The organism is Streptomyces sp. NPDC031466, from assembly GCF_055581265.1.
Window position 1 is genome coordinate 302464 of the sequence record NZ_JBVIJT010000010.1, and the last position, 16407, is coordinate 318870.

Genomic DNA, 16407 nt, shown 5'->3' on the forward strand with positions numbered 1-16407 from the left:
GTCAGAGGTGGTCAGGAGAGGACGTGGCGGGCAACATTCAGGAGTCCGCCCCCATCAAGGCCCAGCCGCGCACCGTCGATACCAGCGACAGCACCGTCCTTGATCCCGTCGTCGTCGGCATCCGTAAGGCTGTTCGCCAATCCGAACCCTCCTGTGCCCACGCCGACGGAGCTTGACGTCGTAGATACCGTCCTGCTCGCTCTCGCCGGGTCACTCGCGCCGCGCACGACGTAATTGATCACTGGATTTTCCAGGGTCGAGACGGTTCGAGCCTCATCCATCACTGTCGTGCCAACAGTTCTCATCCTCTGGCCGAGGCTGAGGGCCTCAGCTCCTTGTGTGAGGGCTCGAGCACCCGCGTAACCGCCCCTACTGACAGCCCCGATTCCCGGCAGCACTCCAGCCGCATCGGCCCCTACCGAGACCGCGTTGCTCCAGAAATCGGAATCGAATTCTCCCTTACTGAGGCCATCCCACAAGGAGGCGCGTACCCCGGGGTCCGAGATCCGTGACGCCAGCGCTCCCGCCCCCAGCGCCGAGGAAGCCAACAACAGGGCCGCCACCACCCCCGCCCCCAGCGGTCCCGCGAGGATGATCGCCGCCAGGCCGATGACGCCGGCCACCGCCGCCAGGATGTCCGGCAGGTTCTCCTCGATCCATTCCATGGCTTTGTCGAAACAGCCTGGTTCATGCGGCGCCAAATGCTTCGTCGCCGCACGAATCCTGCCCGCCCTGAGACCGGCCTTCTCCTCGTGCTCGTAAGCGAGGCCCCTTGCCCTGCGCAAGATCCGGTCCAGTTCGTCCTGCGCTGCGCTCACCCGCGCCTCGGCCCGCGAAAGAGCCCTCTTGGCGTCGTCCAGCCGACCGCCCTCACCTTTCAGGTCCGGGTCATGTCCGGCGCTATCGGCTCTGCCCTTTTCCTTCTCCAACGCCTCCCTCGCGGCTTTGGCGTCGTCGTTCAGGCGCTTCGCACGGGACCGGAAATCGTCCAGTTCATCGTGCCAGCGGTGCAACTGCCGGGCGGCCTTGGCGAGGGAATGGGCAGCGTTTCGCAGGTCCTTCGGCAACCGGCCGCCTTCCAGCTGCTCCCGGAAGGCGACGGCCGCGTCGCCCTCCCAGTAACTGCCGTCCATCAGCTTCGTGACCACCTCGTGGGTGTCATCGAGGGTCTTGGCACAGGTGGCCAGCTTCTTGTGGAGGGCCTTTACGGTGTCCGGGCTGCCGGGGGCCGGGTTGAACCCGAGATCGGGGAAGTCGGGGTTCGGGATGTCCGGTGAGGATTTGAGGCCTTGCGGCAGGGGGCCGTTACGGCGGGCGGGGGAATCGGGGAACGGGTCGGTTCCGGCACCGGGGGCGTACGTCACTTCGCTCCGCCGCCGCCCGCGCTCTTCGTCGCTTTCGCCTTCGCCTTGTTCATCGCCGCCTCCAGGGCGTCGTCGACCTCGCGGTAGCTCTCCTTGCTCTTTGCGACGATCTTCGCCAGGTCCTCGGTCTGTTTGCCGAGCTGTTCCGCACCGAATTTCCAGTCGTCCTGGAATTCCTCGCAGGCACGGTCGAGGTCATCGGTGCCGAGGCCGGTGGTGGTGGCGTCGCTCAGGGCCTTGCGAAGTCCCTTCAAGGATTCGTTCGACCTGTCGAGCAACTTCATGAAGCGCGTGAGCTCATCGTCATCGACCTTCAGTTGCCGAGCCATTGGCACCCCCGATGTCTTCTGCACCACCTGCCCGATCCGGGACCGGTAGCGGCGGTCAGCAGCCTTCGGCCAGAGCGAGGCGAACAACGGATAAACCGCTTCGCGTCCCCGGAGGTCACCACCGGTTGCCGGTGCTGTGGGGTGAATATCGGACGGCCTGTGCTGACGCGCCGCAGGTGAGGGGTGAGGCGGGCCCCGCCTCAGCCCACCTCGTTCTCCGCCACCGCGCTCCCCTTCACCGTGACATCGCCCCCGTAGAACATGCCGGTGAAGACGGGGCTGTAGGTCATCTGGACCTGGACCTCGACGCGTTGGGCGTTCGCGGTCACGCAGTGGGTCGCCGAGACGTCCGCGCCGGACAGGCCCGCTTCCCGGACGAAGGCCTGGACGCGGGCGCCGCAGTTCTCGTAGTTGATGGGGGCGCCCTCGGCCCCCTCGTACAGGCCCTCGGTGTCGAGGTCCTGCGCCGCGTAGCGCGCGGCCTGTTCCGCGATGTCCGCGGCGCGTTCCCGCTTGGAGATGGACAGTCCGCCGTCGATGACGAACGCGGACAGCGTGAGGAAGACGATCGCGAAGATGATGACGGCGCCCGCCCCCGAGCCCCGGTCGTCCAGCGCCTCCCGGCGGGCGGCAACCCGTCCTCGTACGGCGTCGGTCATGGCTCTCCTCGTCACGCCGCCCTCCGGTAGGGGTCCAGCGGCGAGCTGAAGCTGGCCTTCAGGGTCGTCGGGACGTCGACGCCGATCATCGCCAGGCCCCGTACCTGGCAGCTCACCTCGACGGTGAAGAAGGGGTCGACGTCGGGGTCGAAGCCGGCGCTCTTCTGCACGACGCTGACCGGGCCCGAGCAGACGTCCGCGAGGTCCGCCCGCGCGGCCGCGCGTGCCTGTGCCATCGCCGTGCCGTGCTCCTTCTGGATCGAGCCGGCGCGCGCCGCGTCCCGCGCCGCGCCGTCGATGGCGCCCCGGCCGTCCACGAGCTGCCCGAAGGCCACCAGGACGAGGATGAACAGGATCATCACGGGGGCGAGGATCACCACCTCGATGGTGGAGAGCCCCCGGTCGTCACGCCGCCACCGCGGCAGCCGAAAGCGCATCAGCCGTCGTCCTCCACGAACCGCTCCACCGGTCCCGAGGACCGCGCGTGCACGGTGAAGTCGAGCCCGGGGAAGACCATCGGCACCTTCGCCGTGATCTCCACGCCGACGGTGCCCGGCTCCGGCTGGATCGTGCGCACGTCCGGGTCGAGCACCAACTGCGGGCCGAGCTGGCGGATGTAGGCGTCGACCACGTCGCGGGCCTCGCCGCGCCAGCCGCCCGCGTTCTCGTCCGCCGTGGCGCGGGCCTTGCGCGCGCCCGCCTGGGCCGCCGCCTGGGCGACGTGGTCCGCGAAGAAGTACAGGCCGAACTGCACCGTCGCGAAGATCATGAAGAACAGTACGGGGGTGAGCAGCACGAACTCGATCGCGGTCATGCCGGATTCGCCGCGGGTGGAGGCGGCCTCCACCCTGCGGCGTACCCATCGTCTCGCACGCTCGCGCACGCGTCCCCGCTCCCTGTCCCCGTTCACCACCGGATCAGCAGGTCTTGCCCGCGTCCGCGCCCTCGATGCACTCGCCGACCTTCGTGGCGCCCTTGTCCAGAGCCGCGTTGATGATGGCCGCCACCGCGCCCACGATCGCCACGACGACCGCCGAGATGATGACCCACTCGACCGCGGACGCGCCCCGGTCCAGCTCGCCCGAGCGGACGCGCTGCACGCGGCCCTGCAGGAAGGTGATCACGAGGTCGAGGCCGGGGTTGCCGGTACGGAAGTCCCGCTCGTCCAGGCCGTTCAGGCCGCTCGGTCCGTTCATGATGTGTTGTCCTCTCAGGAGTGGTGGGGGAGGTGGTGCCGGGCCCCGTTGTCGCCCGGCACCGTCGTGACGGGCCGCTACACCTGGAACACGCGCATCGCCGCCGGGAAGATGAGGAAGACCAGGAAGCCCGCGCACAGCAGCAGCTGCGCGACCAGCATCGACTGGGACTTCTCGCCCGCGCTGCCCTCGATCTCGGCCAGCTCGCGGTGCCGCATCGTCTCCGCGCGGGAGGCGAGGGACTCGCGCACCTTCGCGCCGTCGTCCGCCACCAGCGCCAGGGACGCCGACAGGTCCTTCAGTTCCTCGACGCCCAACTCCTCGCCGAGCGAGCCGAGGGCCTGCCACTGGCTGACGCCGGTGATGCGGGCGTCGGCCAGCGCGCTGCGGATGCGTTGCGTCGCCCAGCCGTCGGAGACCTCCGCCGCCGCCATGAGGGCCTCGGGCAGACCGCGGCCGCCCGCGAGGCTCATCGACACCAGGTCCAGATAGGCGCCGATGACGCGGCGCAGATCGCGCCGCTTGTCCGCCGCGTCCCTGCGTACCTCCAGGTCGGGCAGGAAGAAGAAGAGCGCGCCGAACATCAGCGCGAGCCACACCGGGATGATCGGACTGCGGCTGAAGCCGAGGACCATGACGACGGTGAAGAGGAACGGGCCGAAGAAGACGCCGACCGCGCCCAGCAGCACCTTCGTCGCCAGGAACTTCTCCCAGCTGCGGTCCAGGACCGCGAGGTCGGCCCGCAGCGAGCGCTGCTCCCAGCCCTGCTGGAGGTAGAGGTCCGCGACGCGCGCGCCGACGCGGGTCCGCAGCGATCCGATGCGGCCCGGCTTCTCCACGTCTCCCGTGGCCCGCTGCGAGGCGTACGCGGCGCCGCGGGCCCGCAGCGCGTCGATGCGGGCCACCGTGGCGACCGCGCTCTGCTTGGGCGGCAGCAGGGCGCGTACGAGGGCGAAGACGCCGAGGCCGAGCACCGCGCCGATCACGATCGGCATCGTCAGGCTCATCGACGTATCCCCTCGGAGGAGTTGGACTGACCCGGCAGGCCGTGCTGAACCGGCAGGCCCTGCTGACCGCTCTGTCCCACGCCCGGCTGCCCCACGCCCGGCTGCCCCAGGCCCGGCCGCCCGGCGCCCGGCCGGCCCTGCCCGGCGCCGTCCGCCGCGCCCCGGGGCCGCACGAACTGCACGCCCGGCTCGTCCTTGACCAGGAAGCGGTCCGGCGTCTCGACCGTCGACAGCTTCCGCAGCCACCAGAAGCCCAGCGCGAACAGCGCGCAGACCAGGGCCAGCACGAGCTGCCCGACCGGTGTGCCGTAGGGCTCGACGAACTTGCGGTTGAAGATGGACAGGCCGAGGACGAAGGCGACCGAGACCGCCACCACGATCTGCACGGAGCGGCGGGTCGAGGCGCGCTGCGCCATGACGCGCTGGCGCATGTCGACCTCTTCGCGCGCCGACTTGGCGAGCGCGCCGAGGACTTGGCGCAGGCCCGGGCCGCGCAGCTTGGCGTTGAGGATGAGCGCCGCGACGATGATGTCCGCCGAGGCGTCGTCGATCTCGTCGGCGAGGATCTGCAGGCCCTCGGGGAGCGGGGTGCGGGCGCGCAGGCGGTCCACCAGGGCGTCCAGGTGGGGCCGGAGCACGGGTGCCGCCGCGCGGGCGGAGGCGGGGATGGCCTGTTCCAGGCCGACCGCGCCCGCGATCGTGTCGCGCAGCGACTCCGTCCAGGCGGCGAGGGCCTCCACGCGCTTCATCTGGGCACGCTCTTCGGCGGCGCCGCCGAAGAGCTTGTCCCAGAAGAAGACGAGGATGCCGGCCGCGATGCCGGCCACGGCCCAGCGGGTGAGGAGGAGGACGACCAGGCCGACACCGGCGGCGAGGGAGCCGCGGCGGCCCGCGAAGCGGATCAGTTCGCTCCAGCGTTCGCTCGCCTTGTGCTTCTCGTGCTCGGGCTTCGGGGGCAGGCCCCGCAGCGCGAGCACGAGAAGCGCGATGCCGCCGCCCGCGGCGACGCCGCAGAGCAGGGCGTACAGGACCGGCAGCGAGAAGAGGCCGCCCATCGAGCCGAGGGAATCCGCTGCCAGTGGGTGGGATGCGTTCATGTCGTGCTCACCCCCATTGCCCGGCGGGGCGGTAGCCGAACGCGGCCAGGTCGTCCATGCAGGCGATCGGCGCGTGCGCGACGACCTGCCCGTCGGGGGCCTCGGCGAAGACCTCGCTGGACAGGACGCGGCCGTCGACGCCGTTGACCTCGCGGACCGAGGTCACCACGCGCTGGAGCTTGCCGCCGGACTGGTAGTTGTTGCGCCGCTGGATGAAGACGACGAAGTTGACCGCGCCCGCCACCAGCATCTGGCTCGCCTCGATGGGGAGCCGCTCGGCGGCCTGGAGCGCGTAGGTGGAGATGCGGTTGAAGACCTCGCTGGAGCTGTTGGCGTGGATCGTGGAGAGCGAGCCGTCGTTGCCCTGGGACATCGCGTTCAGCATCGTGACGATCTCGTCGCCGAGCACCTCGCCGACGATGACACGGGAGGGGTTCATACGGAGCGAGCGGCGCACCAGCTCGGCCATCGAGATCTCGCCCTGGCCCTCGGAGTTGGGCAGCCGCTCCTCGAACGCGACGACGTTCGGGTGCAGGTCGGCGAATTGGTCGAGGCCCAGTTCCAGGGCGCGTTCGACGGTCACCAGGCGCTCGTGCGGCGGGATCTCGTTGGCGAGGGCGCGCAGCAGCGTCGTCTTGCCCGCGTTGGTCGCGCCCGCGATCATGATGTTCTTGCGGGCCCGGACCGCGCAGGCCAGGAAGTGGCCGATCTCCGGGGTCAGCGTGCCGTTGCCGACCAGGTCCGACATGAAGACCTTGCCCATGCGGGCGCGGCGAATGGACAGGGCGGGGCGGCGGGTGACGTCCATGACCGCCGACAGGCGCGAGCCGTCGGGCAGCCGCAGGTCGAGCTGGGGGTTCGCGGAGTCGAAGGGGCGGGACGAGAGACCCGAGTACGCGCCGAGGACCTGGATCAGCTCGACGAGTTCCTCGTCCGTCTCGGCGACGGGGTCGGCCTTGGTCTCGCGGCCGTCGGCGTATCCGACGAAGACCTGGTCGCAGCCGTTGATGTCGATGTTCTCGACCTCGGGGTCGTCGAGCAGCGGCTGGAGCCGGCCGACGCCGAAGAGAGCGGCGTGCACGGCGGCCGCGTACTGCTCCTCGGTCTCCGCGTCGAGCGGGGTGCGCCCGGCGTTGATCTCCGCGCGGGCGTACTCCTCCAGGATCTGCGCGATGACGGCGCGGGCGTAGTGCCGCTCGTCCTCGCCCGACATCGGGGTGACGCCGGAGATCTGGTCGAGGCGGCGCTGCTCGGCGATGCGGTCGCCGGCCTCCTGCCGGAACCGCTTCACCAGCTGGTGGTCGACGGGCGTGCTCATCGGCCCGCTCCGTGCTGCTGCCGCCGCGGCGCGGCCGGGCCGCTCCAGGCGGCGCCGTACTGCTGGTACAGGTCGACGGTCACCTTGCGGGCGGAGCGGATGAGCAGCGACTTGTCGAGCCGTCCGCGCTTGCGTCCGGCCAGCTGGTCGGCGCCCGTCGGGTCGTCGGCGAGGGTGCCGACGACGCGGGCGCCGGTCTGCGCGGCCATCAGCATGTCGTCGACCTGGTGGACGAGCTTGGCCGACGCCGACGGGTCCGCGATGAGCAGGACGCCGATCAGCGGGGTCGCGAGCGAGGCGGCGCCCCGCGATCCGCCGTGCAGCTTGGCGGCGAGGGCCGCGGCGCGGTCGCGGACGCGGGCGAGCGCCTCGGGCTCGGTGCGCGAGACGAGCAGGACGAGGGCGGCCTGCGGGAACAGTTCGACGGCCGGGGTGTCGCCGCTGACGCGCCCGCAGTCGGCGATGACGTCGGCGGGCGCGTGCGGCGAGTCGGCGAGCTGCGCGAAGGCGCGCCCGAGGGTCGGCCACACCCCGGCGAGCCCGGCGGCCTGCTCGGCGTTGCCGAGTCCGACGAGGACTTCGAGACCGCCGCTCAACGGCTGCGTGTGGTCCCACAGTTGGTCGGGCACGAGGCCGCGGCGGGCCGTGGCCGCGATGGACAGCATGCCCGTGTTGGGGTTGAGCGGTCCGCCGTGCGCGGCCGCGCTTCGGTAGACGAGGTCGCCGCCCGCGGGGTCGGTCTCCGCGACCAGCACGCGGCGCGGCCAGACGGCGGCCAGCGCGACGGCAGCGGTGGTGACGCCGGGCGACCCCTTGTCGGCGGCGAGTGCGATGAGCGCCATGTCTCTTCCGCTCGCCTCTAGTTGCTGTCGGGGGTGACGCGTACGACGACGACCTTGCCCTCGGACGCGGCGCTCGCCAGAGCCGCGACCTCGTCCCGCGGGACCAGGAGGGTGAGGTTCTGGTTGCCGGTGCTGACGGTGGCGTCGTTGTTGGAGCTGATGGTGCTCACCTTGGCGGCGGCGACCAGCGGCGTACCGCCGCTCGACCCGCCGCTGCCGGTGGAGCCCTTGCCGGTCGAGGTGCCGGACACCACCGGGTAGGCGGCGACGGTGTCGCCGGGCTTCAGGTCGGCGGGGTACTGGCCCTCCTTGAGGGAGAGGCCGACGGAGGCCTTTCCGGCGGGCAGGCCGGGCTTGGCGCCGAACATCTCGCCGACGGCGACGGTGCCGGCGGGGATGGTGCTCTTGGCCTTGAGCTTGGCGAGGGCGCCGACCTTGACCCACGGGACGTAGTGGATCGAGTCGTCCTCGGCGACCATCACGCTGGTGATGTTCCTGCCCTCGACGGGCGCCTCGCCCGCCGGGATCTCCTTCGTCACCTTGACGACCTCGATGCGGTCGCCGGCGCGCAGCACGAGCACGGTGGCGCCGAGCGCGCCGACGAGGATGAGGAGGACGGCCAGGGCGGCGAGCGCGGGTTTGCGCTCGCGAGGCGGCGCGGGAAGTCGCTCACCCATCGCCGGCTGGGCCGGCGCGGCGGAACGGTTGTTGCCCGCCCCCAAACGCTCCTGGATCTTCACGCAACTGCTCCCCGCACGCCCAAGAAGAATCGGTCAATTTCGATCATTTGTGACACTCGCGACTCTCTCGCCCCACCTAGGGCGGGCTGTTCAGCCCAGGCCCCGTGTCAAGTCATCGCACCGTATCAGCAGCATATAAGCCCCTCAAGGCACGTTAAAGATCGCGAACCTCACAGGCCTCATCGTTATCCACGCGCAATCCGAGCTCGCCGGTTCCGATGCCGTTGCCGTTGCCGTTGCCGGATCACAAAGGCGTGGCGGGTGTGTGCGTACGCGAATTGACCCGCTGTGCGCAACTGGGCGCGGCGGGACGGGCGATGAGGCCCACGCGGGCCCCCGAGAGGGACGTCACCGGGGGTGCGGTCGGTTCCCGCCCACCGCCCTGTGCGGCCGCACGCGCGAAGGGAGGCACGCTCCGCCGTGGGCGCGGCCACCGAACCGCCCGCGGTTCTCCCCACAACCCACGCAAGTGGTGGAGTGAACCGGTGTCACGGATTCCCCCTCTCTCCTTCCGCACGAAAGGTTTCACGAGGAATGACCACATGGTTGAACGTATGACCAAATGTGGTGCCGGCCCCGCCTGTTGCCCGGCGGCTCGCCGGAATTCAGGTACCACGCACGACACGAAAGAGAAACAACCCCCCATGAGTCGCAAGACCCCCCTGCGGACCCCCACCCGCCGGACCTCCCTCGCCGCCGGCCTCGCCGCGAGCGGCGCCGCCCTCGCGATGGTCGCCACCTCGGCCCCCGCCGCGCACGCCATCATCGGCGGCACCGAAGTCCCCAACGACGCCTACCCGTTCATGACGGCCGTGCTGGAGAAGGGCCCGGGCGGCGCGCGTGAGCGTCAGTTCTGCGGGGCGAGCCTGGTCACCGCCGACACAGTCGTGACGGCGGCGCACTGCCTGGTCGACGAGGCGGGCAAGCCGGTCACGCCGAAGACGCTCCAGGTCGCGGTGGGCCGCACGGTCCTCTCCAGGAAGCAGGGCCGGATACGGGACATCGCCAAGGGCGGCGTCGTCGTGCACCCGCGCTACCTCCAGGGCAAGGAGGCCTACGACGTGGCCTTCCTCCAACTGGAGAAGCCGGTGCGGGGCATCTCCCCCGTGGCGCTCCCCACGCAGGGCACCGACGCGCTGATCCGCCCCGGCCAGAAGGCGACGGTCGCGGGCTGGGGCAACACGGACACGGAGCTGGACCACACCCCTGACCGCCTGCGCGAGGTGAAGGTCCCGATCCTCTCCCACGCGGAGTGCCGCACGAGCTACAAGGAGTACGACGCGAAGGTCAACTTCTGCGCGGGCGTGGAGGCGAAGGACTCCTGCCAGGGTGACAGCGGCGGCCCCATCTTCCGCAAGGTCCCCGGCCGCGAGGCCCCGATCCTGATCGGCGTCGTCTCCTACGGCGACGGCTGCGGCACGCAGGGCGCCCCCGGCGTCTACACGTCGCTCAGCTCGTCGAAGCTGTGGAAGACGCTGGACGAGTCGCGCTCGGGCAAGCGGATCAAGCGGGTGCTGAACCGGCGTTGAGGGCGAGCGGGGCCCGTACGCATCCTCGTGACGCGTACGGGCCCCGCCGTCAGCGGGGGTGTCCTCGGAGCTGGACTTCTTCGGACCTGATGGGCCGGACCGGCCGCCCCTACTCCGCTACTCCACCACTCCGCTACTCCGCGAAACGGAACGTGGACGTCACCGCGTCGAAGATGTCGAAGAACGAGTCGGCCAGTTCGAGGAGCTGGCTGCTGCCCGAGACCAGGGCGACCTTGCCCTCCTGGCCCGGTACGGGGATGAACGTCTGCATCAGGACGACGCGGAGGGTGCGGTCGTCGCCCTCCACGGAGATGTCCTCGACGCCGTGGGTCCGGGCCGCGAGGCCCACCCCCGGGATGTCGACCGTCGTGACCTTGCGCCACGCGTCGCCCTCCCGCTTGGCCTCGCGCACGCCGAGCTGGGCGACGATGCGCTCCGGGTCGGTCGGGAGGATGTCGCCGCCGGGCGTGCGCGCGCCGACCAGAGAGACCGTGACCGAGCCGGTGACCGGCGTATCGCCGCCGAAGGTCTCCGCCATGCAGCCGCAGTACAGGGCACCGGACTGCCAGGCGTCCTTCGCGGCCTTGCGCAGGAAGCCCTCGAAGGTGTCGCGGTGAGGGGCCAGCTCGGGGCGGGCCCGCACGCGGTCGTTGATCATCTGGCGGATGGCGGCGTCGCGGGACTCGGGGCGTACGTCGAACTCCCACCACGACTCCGGCACCTTGATGCTGAATCCGCCGCGCGCGATGGTCTGCGGTGCTGTGTAGCGGGCCATGGCTGTTCTCGTCCCCTTCGTCGGCGTGTGCCGGGCGGGCCGGCCGACTGCTCGCCGGTCCGGCCCGGGCCAGCCTACGAGGCTCAGGCGCACCCGGGTGCGCCCGCCCGCTGCTCGCCCGTGCCGCCGTCGATCCGCTCCCTCAGCAGGTCGGCGGGGCGGTTGTGGCGGGCGTACTCCTCGATGATGTGCGTGAGGACGCAACGCAGGGAGTACGTCTCTCCGTTCTCCGTCGGGTTCGCCGGTGGCGTCCAGGGAGTCCGCCCCGAGTGCGTCACGACACGATGACAGTCCGCCGGGATGGCACACCTTGCCCCACTATCGACCCTGGCGGAACCACCAACCCCGTGGATAACGTCGGGCTGTTGGAGACATCCTCGCCCCACCGGGAGCCGACCGTGAACCGCCGCACCTTGCCCGTCACCGCCGCGCTCGCCGCGACCGCTGCCCTGCTCCTGACGGGTTGCGGCAGTGGGGGTGACGACAGTTCCCCGGACAAGAACAAGATCACGGGCGCCGATCAGGGCACGACGAAGCCGAAGAAGTCGCCGGAGCCGGCGGCATCCACGGACGACAATCCGGACGGCGTCGACCTGTCCCTGCCGAAGGACATGAAGCTGGTCTTCGACTGGGACAAGCCGAACAACAAGAACGAAGCGGCGGCCATGGACGACGCCGCGAACTTCTTCCGTGCCATCTACCGAGGCGTCGACAAGCGCACCCCCAAGGACGCGGCCGTGTCCGCCTACGCGACCGGTGGTGGCCTTCGCTACGCGCAGGTGCAGATCAACGAGTGGATCAAGGGTGGCTGGACCGCCACCGGCACGCTGCGCCACTACCGGGCCGCCACACGCTCCGCTGCCAACGGCAACTCGGTGGAGGTCGCCTTCTGCGCGGACTCGAGCAAATACTTCGGCAAGGAGATCAAGACCGGGAAGGTGCTGAGGACCAAGCCCAGCATCAAGGACTTCGATCACTACAAGCTGATCATGACCAAGATGCCCACCGGCAAGGACTTGTGGCAGGCATCCAAGGTATTCGTGGAGACGGAGGCGGCACAGTGCCGGTGAACAGAGCACGTCGTACGACCCTCGGTACCGCAGCCCTGACGCTCGCCCTCGGCGCCCTCGTCCTCACGGCACCCGCCCACGCGGCCAAGCCGGTGAACTCCGGCAAGGGCCGCGAGGCAGAAGCAAAGGGCGGCAGCGACGGAACCGGCATCTACGCCGCCGCCCAGATCCACTACACCGGCGCCGTCGCTCAGGGGAAGAGCAGGGGAAACGTCACCTCCTCCGACGTCACCTGGGCCCCTCCCCCCTGCTGGTATGCGCCCTACCTCGGTGCCAAGGACTTCAAGAAGAAGATGTCCAAGGAGCTCAAGGACTCCATGAGCGCCCCCGGCATGGGCGGACACGCGGGCGCGGCGCTCTCCGAGTTGCAGCGGCACTACGAGGACGACTACGGCTGGACCGACACCCCCGGCTACAAGGACTACAACGTCGACAAGGACGGCAAGGGGATGTTCTGGGCCGCCGTCGAGAACCCCGACGAGCCGGACGTCCTCAAGCGTTCCTCCTGCGACGACATCCCGTTCTGGGTCGATGAGGGCGAGACCCCGCCGCCCCAGTACGAGCAGGCCATCACGTCGAAGATGCTGGCCGACCTCGCCTACCAGCGGATGCAGCTGCCGAGGACCAAGGTCTCCCTCGCCCCTGAGGGCACCACGAAGGTGAACCTGCCCACCTGGGCCTGGCTCGACAAGGCCGTCTTCGACGATGTCCGCGCGACGGCGGCCATCGATGTGCCCGGCTTCCACCTGGAGGCGACGACGACCGCCCGGCCCAAGTCCCTCACGATCAACCCGGGCAGCGACGACGCCACGATGATCCCCGCAAGCGGCGAATGCCCCATCGTCGACGGCAAGATCGGCGCGCCGTACGCGAAGGGCAAGTCCAAGGAGACCCCGCCCTGCGGCATCGTCTACAACCGCTCGTCCAAGGGCGCCACCTTCCCCCTCAAGGCCTCCCTCACCTGGGAGATCAGCTGGACGGGCACGGGCCAGGACGGACCGGTCGGCATGCCCGACGGCACGATCGAGGTCGTACAGGACATCGCGGTCGAGGAAGTGCAGTCCGTCAACCGGTGATCTCCCGCCCCGGAGACCCGCAGCCGCGCTGGACGACGCCCTCCCCTTGGACGAAGAAGACGCGAGGAGAAGCACATGACCGACCTCGGGGTCGACTACGAGTACCTCTACACGATCAAGAAGGATCTCGGAACGGTCCGGAAGGAGTTCAAGGGGTGCTCCGGGCACCAGGAGGACATGCGGAACGAGTACGGGTCCTCGTATGTCGCCGGCGCCATGGACGAGTTCACCACGAACTGGGATGACCACCGCAAGGAACTGCTCGGGAACATCGAGAAGGTCGGGAAACTGGTCGAGCAGTCGATCGAGAACTTCGAGAAGCTCGACAAGGAACTGGCCGAGGCCAACAAACGCAAGAAGAAGTAGCAAGGACGCAGCGAACAGGCCGCGCGTACGCAGCGGCAAAGCACCAGAGCACAGAGCACAGAGCAAGGGAGAACTCACGTGGCCGGCCGTCCCGTCGACTGGTCCCCTCTCGCCGAATCCGACCCGACCCCGGGCGACCCGGTCGCGGTCCGTGCGGAGGCGAAGCGACTCTCGGACATCGCGGAGACTCTGTCCCGGCAGGTGAAGAAACTTCGCCGGCTCGGTGACGACGACAACATCAAGGGCGAGTACGCGAAAAGCTTGAAGGAGGAGGCCGACGAACTCGCCGGACGCTTCGACAAGACAAAGGGCCGGTACGAGAAGGTGTCGGGCCACCTGAACACTTGGGCCAGAGAACTGGAACACGCACAGGAACTCGCGGCGAAGGCACGTGACAAGGCGCAGGCTGACGAAAAGGACGAAGACGCGGTCAAAGAGGCGAAGAAGCAGCTCGAAAAGGCCACCTCCCACTTCCACGACCACGCGTTGACGGCTCGCAGAAACATTCGTGAGGCCATCGACGACGCGGTGGAGGACAGCGCCTGGGACGATCTGGTGGGTTGGGCCAAAGAGCATGCCGAGGGGTTCAAGCTGTTTCTCGACATCCTCAGCTGGATCGGAACAGCTCTGGCCATTGCCGCGATCTTCATACCGGGTCTCAATCTCATCGTCATCGGCATCGGTGTCGCGGTCGTCCTCGGCCGCATGCTGTTGGTGGCGGCGGGCAAGGCCACCTGGATGGACGTCGCGTTCGACGCCTTCGGGTTGCTCACCATGGGGATCGGTCGTGGTGCCATGGCCGGGCTCAAGGCCGCGAGCAAGACGACACGCGCGGCATCCACCGTGCAGAGGGTCACCAAGCTCAAGCAGGGTCTCGCGGGCACCAAATCCCTGCGCAACCAGTTGGCCAATCGTCTGGCGGGCGCAACCGACGACGCGACGAAGGCGGCCATCCGGCAGGAGATGACCGCGCTGCGCAAGGGAATCGCCGGACGCGCGGGCCGGGTGGCCGACGAGATGCCGCCTCCCGGCAAGTGGTCGCAGGCAGTACACCTCGGAGACAGCGAACTCGCTGCCCTGCGTAAGGGGATCAGTCAGAACAAGCGGCTCTTCGGTGAGGGAATATCGCCCGGTGCCAAGGTGGGCGGAAACATCGCCTATGGCACCGCCATGGGATCGACGTACGCCGGTACGGCGGTCGACTGGGGCGACAAACTGCTCGGTGACAATGACTCCCTGAACGCCGTGAGTGACGGGCTCGGCGTTCCGCACAAGCCCAGTTGGGATGCCTACAACGATTTCAAGGGCAACAACGGCGTGACGCAGGCCCACTCCGCCTGGTGAGGCAGCCGTCCGAGCAGGACACGACGTACAGACGCAGGAGCCAGGTACATGGTGCACAACGGACCGGCCGGGGCGACCGGCGATCTTCCGCCCGAGGACCGGAAGGTGATCAGAAACGCGCGGATCGCCGTCGTGACTCCGCTCGCATTTCTCATCGTCGCCATCATCGGTGGCGTACTCATCAACTCCGATGCCCTTCCAAAGGCGTTCAGCGCCGTCTTTCGCGTACCGGCCCAGACCCTGCCGTTGCTGGCGGTCGCAGCCCTGTCCGTCGGAGTCGTCACGCTGCACAAACGCGGCGACTGGCGCAGTGAATTCGTCCTCTATTTCGCTGGCGGTGGGCTCGCTCAGCTTGCCCCGTTGTTTCTCTTGATGCACCACTATCCCGTCGTACTCGTCACCCCTCTCCTGCCCGGTGCCCTCACGCTCGTGTACGGAGTGCTCAACCGAAGGAACCGCCGCGATGCCGTCGGCTGACACCAAGAACGCAGTCGGATACGCCCTCGTCATACCGCCGGGGTGGACGCGGGTCCCCCTGAGAGAAGGAACCCAGGAGGCGGTCAAGAGGATCGTCGATGACGCCGCCGAGCGAGTGGCCCCGGAGCTGCCCAAGGACAAGGTGGCCGAGGCGCGCATGGAGCTGTACCGGCGGCTGAACTCCTCGGTGAAGGAAGCGCGGCACCGCGACGGCGTGGACCTCTACCTGCCGACGGAACCCATGCACGGCTATCTCGTCGCCGCTTCCATCGTCGTGGCCAAGGTCGACACCGCCCTGGGCGGGGGGATCGGCAAGCAGGATGTACTGAAACAACTGCTCACCGGCTCGGCGGACTCGGAGCCGGCGGAGCTGGACGGATCTGCGGGGATGCGCAAGGAGCGCACAATGCCCGCCGACCCCGCGAAGGGCGCCGAGGCGCCGTCCCGGCACGTCGACTACGTCGTGCAGGTGCCGTCGCCCGGCGCGGACGCGGGGTGGCTGGTCGTCAGCTTCAGCACGGTCGGGGACGGCGATCCCGACAGTGATTTCACCGAGATCCTCGTCGAACTCTTCGACGCCGTCATGACCACGTTCCGCTGGAGGACCGAGTGACCGTCACCTTCTCTCTCGACACGGACAGCGACGCCACCGTCTGGCCCGCCATGCCCCTTCTGGGGGAGGGACGGGGCGCCGCGCGCGAGCGCAAGAAGTGGGCGCGGCGCACCTCGGAGCTGCTCTGGGAACTGGTGGACGACGAGCCGGTCGACAAGAAGCAGGTCAAGACGCTGGCCTTCGAGCTCGAATCCGCGGCCGAGCTGATTCCCCGGACGGTGCCGGTGCACCAGATCTTCCTCTACGTCCCCGACCCGCGACGGGAATTTCTCACCTTCCTCGTCCACGCGGGCCCGAGTGAGGGCGACGTCGACAGGACGTTGGACGAACTGGTCCAAAGGCACGAGCCGGGTGCCGCGCAGGACCCCGAGGTCATCGACTTCGACACGGAGCGCCTGGGGCGCGGCAAGCGCTCGATCCGCTACTTCGTCGCCGCCAAGGCCGAAGCGATGTGCGTCTCGGTCAACTACGCCTGGCGCATCGAGTCCCTGGGCATCGACGTGATCGTGAGAACCCTCGGCGAGGACATCGGCTGGATCACTTCGAACATCGACGAGTTCGACGACTTCGCGCGGAGTCTGTTCGTCAACCTCGACACCTGATCC

At 69.2% G+C, this 16407-nt stretch carries 20 protein-coding genes and 1 pseudogene; 8 read left to right on the forward strand and 13 right to left on the reverse strand.

The window, feature by feature from the left end:
* Positions 1–11 precede the first annotated feature (11 nt).
* The 11 genes from ACZ5GP_RS25980 to ACZ5GP_RS26030 all read right to left on the reverse strand — a co-directional run bounded on the left by ACZ5GP_RS25980 (position 12) and on the right by ACZ5GP_RS26030 (position 8552).
* On the reverse strand, positions 12–1364 hold the full coding sequence (locus ACZ5GP_RS25980; protein WP_468753081.1) for a putative T7SS-secreted protein: 1353 nt from the start codon (positions 1362–1364) through the stop codon (positions 12–14).
* Positions 1361–1780, reverse strand: a complete 420-nt coding sequence (locus ACZ5GP_RS25985; protein WP_468753082.1) for a hypothetical protein — start codon at positions 1778–1780, stop codon at positions 1361–1363. The genes ACZ5GP_RS25980 and ACZ5GP_RS25985 overlap by 4 nt, the downstream gene beginning before the upstream one ends.
* Positions 1781–1893: 113 nt before the next feature.
* Positions 1894–2352 carry a TadE/TadG family type IV pilus assembly protein gene (locus tag ACZ5GP_RS25990; RefSeq protein ID WP_468753083.1) on the reverse strand — a complete coding sequence of 153 codons (459 nt, stop codon included), beginning with the start codon at positions 2350–2352 and terminating at the stop codon, positions 1894–1896.
* A gap of 11 nt (positions 2353–2363) precedes the next feature.
* A complete protein-coding gene (locus tag ACZ5GP_RS25995; protein WP_468753084.1) occupies positions 2364–2789 on the reverse strand; it encodes a TadE/TadG family type IV pilus assembly protein in 426 nt (141 codons plus the stop codon).
* On the reverse strand, positions 2789–3235 hold the full coding sequence (locus tag ACZ5GP_RS26000; protein ID WP_468753085.1) for a TadE family protein: 447 nt from the start codon (positions 3233–3235) through the stop codon (positions 2789–2791). The genes ACZ5GP_RS25995 and ACZ5GP_RS26000 overlap by 1 nt, the downstream gene beginning before the upstream one ends.
* A 34-nt stretch (positions 3236–3269) precedes the next feature.
* Positions 3270–3548 carry a hypothetical protein gene (locus ACZ5GP_RS26005; RefSeq protein WP_468753086.1) on the reverse strand — a complete coding sequence of 93 codons (279 nt, stop codon included), beginning with the start codon at positions 3546–3548 and terminating at the stop codon, positions 3270–3272.
* A gap of 77 nt (positions 3549–3625) precedes the next feature.
* Positions 3626–4555 carry a type II secretion system F family protein gene (locus tag ACZ5GP_RS26010; RefSeq protein ID WP_358577195.1) on the reverse strand — a complete coding sequence of 310 codons (930 nt, stop codon included), beginning with the start codon at positions 4553–4555 and terminating at the stop codon, positions 3626–3628.
* Positions 4552–5652 carry a type II secretion system F family protein gene (locus tag ACZ5GP_RS26015; protein ID WP_468753087.1) on the reverse strand — a complete coding sequence of 367 codons (1101 nt, stop codon included), beginning with the start codon at positions 5650–5652 and terminating at the stop codon, positions 4552–4554. Before ACZ5GP_RS26015 ends, ACZ5GP_RS26010 begins: the two co-directional genes overlap by 4 nt.
* Positions 5653–5659: 7 nt before the next feature.
* Positions 5660–6970, reverse strand: a complete 1311-nt coding sequence (locus ACZ5GP_RS26020; RefSeq protein ID WP_358577190.1) for a CpaF family protein — start codon at positions 6968–6970, stop codon at positions 5660–5662.
* Positions 6967–7812: a hypothetical protein gene (locus tag ACZ5GP_RS26025; protein WP_468753088.1), complete on the reverse strand. Its 846-nt coding sequence runs from the start codon at positions 7810–7812 to the stop codon at positions 6967–6969. The genes ACZ5GP_RS26020 and ACZ5GP_RS26025 overlap by 4 nt, the downstream gene beginning before the upstream one ends.
* A gap of 17 nt (positions 7813–7829) precedes the next feature.
* A complete protein-coding gene (locus ACZ5GP_RS26030) occupies positions 7830–8552 on the reverse strand; it encodes a hypothetical protein (protein WP_468753089.1) in 723 nt (240 codons plus the stop codon).
* Positions 8553–9196: 644 nt separating this feature from the next.
* Between ACZ5GP_RS26030 and ACZ5GP_RS26035 the strand changes: the two genes are divergently transcribed.
* Positions 9197–10081, forward strand: a complete 885-nt coding sequence (locus tag ACZ5GP_RS26035) for a S1 family peptidase (RefSeq protein WP_468753090.1) — start codon at positions 9197–9199, stop codon at positions 10079–10081.
* Positions 10082–10214: 133 nt separating this feature from the next.
* Here the strand turns inward: ACZ5GP_RS26035 and ACZ5GP_RS26040 are convergent, their stop codons facing one another.
* A complete protein-coding gene (locus ACZ5GP_RS26040; protein WP_468753091.1) occupies positions 10215–10856 on the reverse strand; it encodes a hypothetical protein in 642 nt (213 codons plus the stop codon).
* A gap of 83 nt (positions 10857–10939) precedes the next feature.
* Positions 10940–11089: pseudogene (locus tag ACZ5GP_RS26045) on the reverse strand (mycothiol transferase); the annotation flags it as partial.
* Between the two features lie 165 nt (positions 11090–11254).
* Here ACZ5GP_RS26045 and ACZ5GP_RS26050 point away from each other — a divergent pair.
* The 7 genes from ACZ5GP_RS26050 (at position 11255) to ACZ5GP_RS26080 (ending at position 16404) form a co-directional block, all read left to right on the forward strand.
* Positions 11255–11926, forward strand: a complete 672-nt coding sequence (locus tag ACZ5GP_RS26050; RefSeq protein WP_468753092.1) for a hypothetical protein — start codon at positions 11255–11257, stop codon at positions 11924–11926.
* Positions 11923–13002 (forward strand): hypothetical protein, encoded by a 1080-nt coding sequence (locus tag ACZ5GP_RS26055; RefSeq protein ID WP_468753093.1) that lies wholly within the window; start codon positions 11923–11925, stop codon positions 13000–13002. Before ACZ5GP_RS26050 ends, ACZ5GP_RS26055 begins: the two co-directional genes overlap by 4 nt.
* Positions 13003–13077: 75 nt before the next feature.
* On the forward strand, positions 13078–13368 hold the full coding sequence (locus ACZ5GP_RS26060) for a hypothetical protein (protein WP_468753094.1): 291 nt from the start codon (positions 13078–13080) through the stop codon (positions 13366–13368).
* Positions 13369–13446: 78 nt separating this feature from the next.
* Positions 13447–14712 (forward strand): hypothetical protein, encoded by a 1266-nt coding sequence (locus ACZ5GP_RS26065; RefSeq protein ID WP_468753095.1) that lies wholly within the window; start codon positions 13447–13449, stop codon positions 14710–14712.
* Positions 14713–14760: 48 nt separating this feature from the next.
* The gene (locus ACZ5GP_RS26070) at positions 14761–15189 is read left to right on the forward strand and encodes a hypothetical protein (protein ID WP_468753096.1); all 429 of its coding nucleotides are present in this window, start codon (positions 14761–14763) and stop codon (positions 15187–15189) included.
* Positions 15176–15802: a hypothetical protein gene (locus ACZ5GP_RS26075; RefSeq protein WP_468753097.1), complete on the forward strand. Its 627-nt coding sequence runs from the start codon at positions 15176–15178 to the stop codon at positions 15800–15802. The genes ACZ5GP_RS26070 and ACZ5GP_RS26075 overlap by 14 nt, the downstream gene beginning before the upstream one ends.
* Positions 15799–16404 (forward strand): hypothetical protein, encoded by a 606-nt coding sequence (locus tag ACZ5GP_RS26080; protein WP_468753098.1) that lies wholly within the window; start codon positions 15799–15801, stop codon positions 16402–16404. The genes ACZ5GP_RS26075 and ACZ5GP_RS26080 overlap by 4 nt, the downstream gene beginning before the upstream one ends.
* Positions 16405–16407 lie beyond the last annotated feature (3 nt).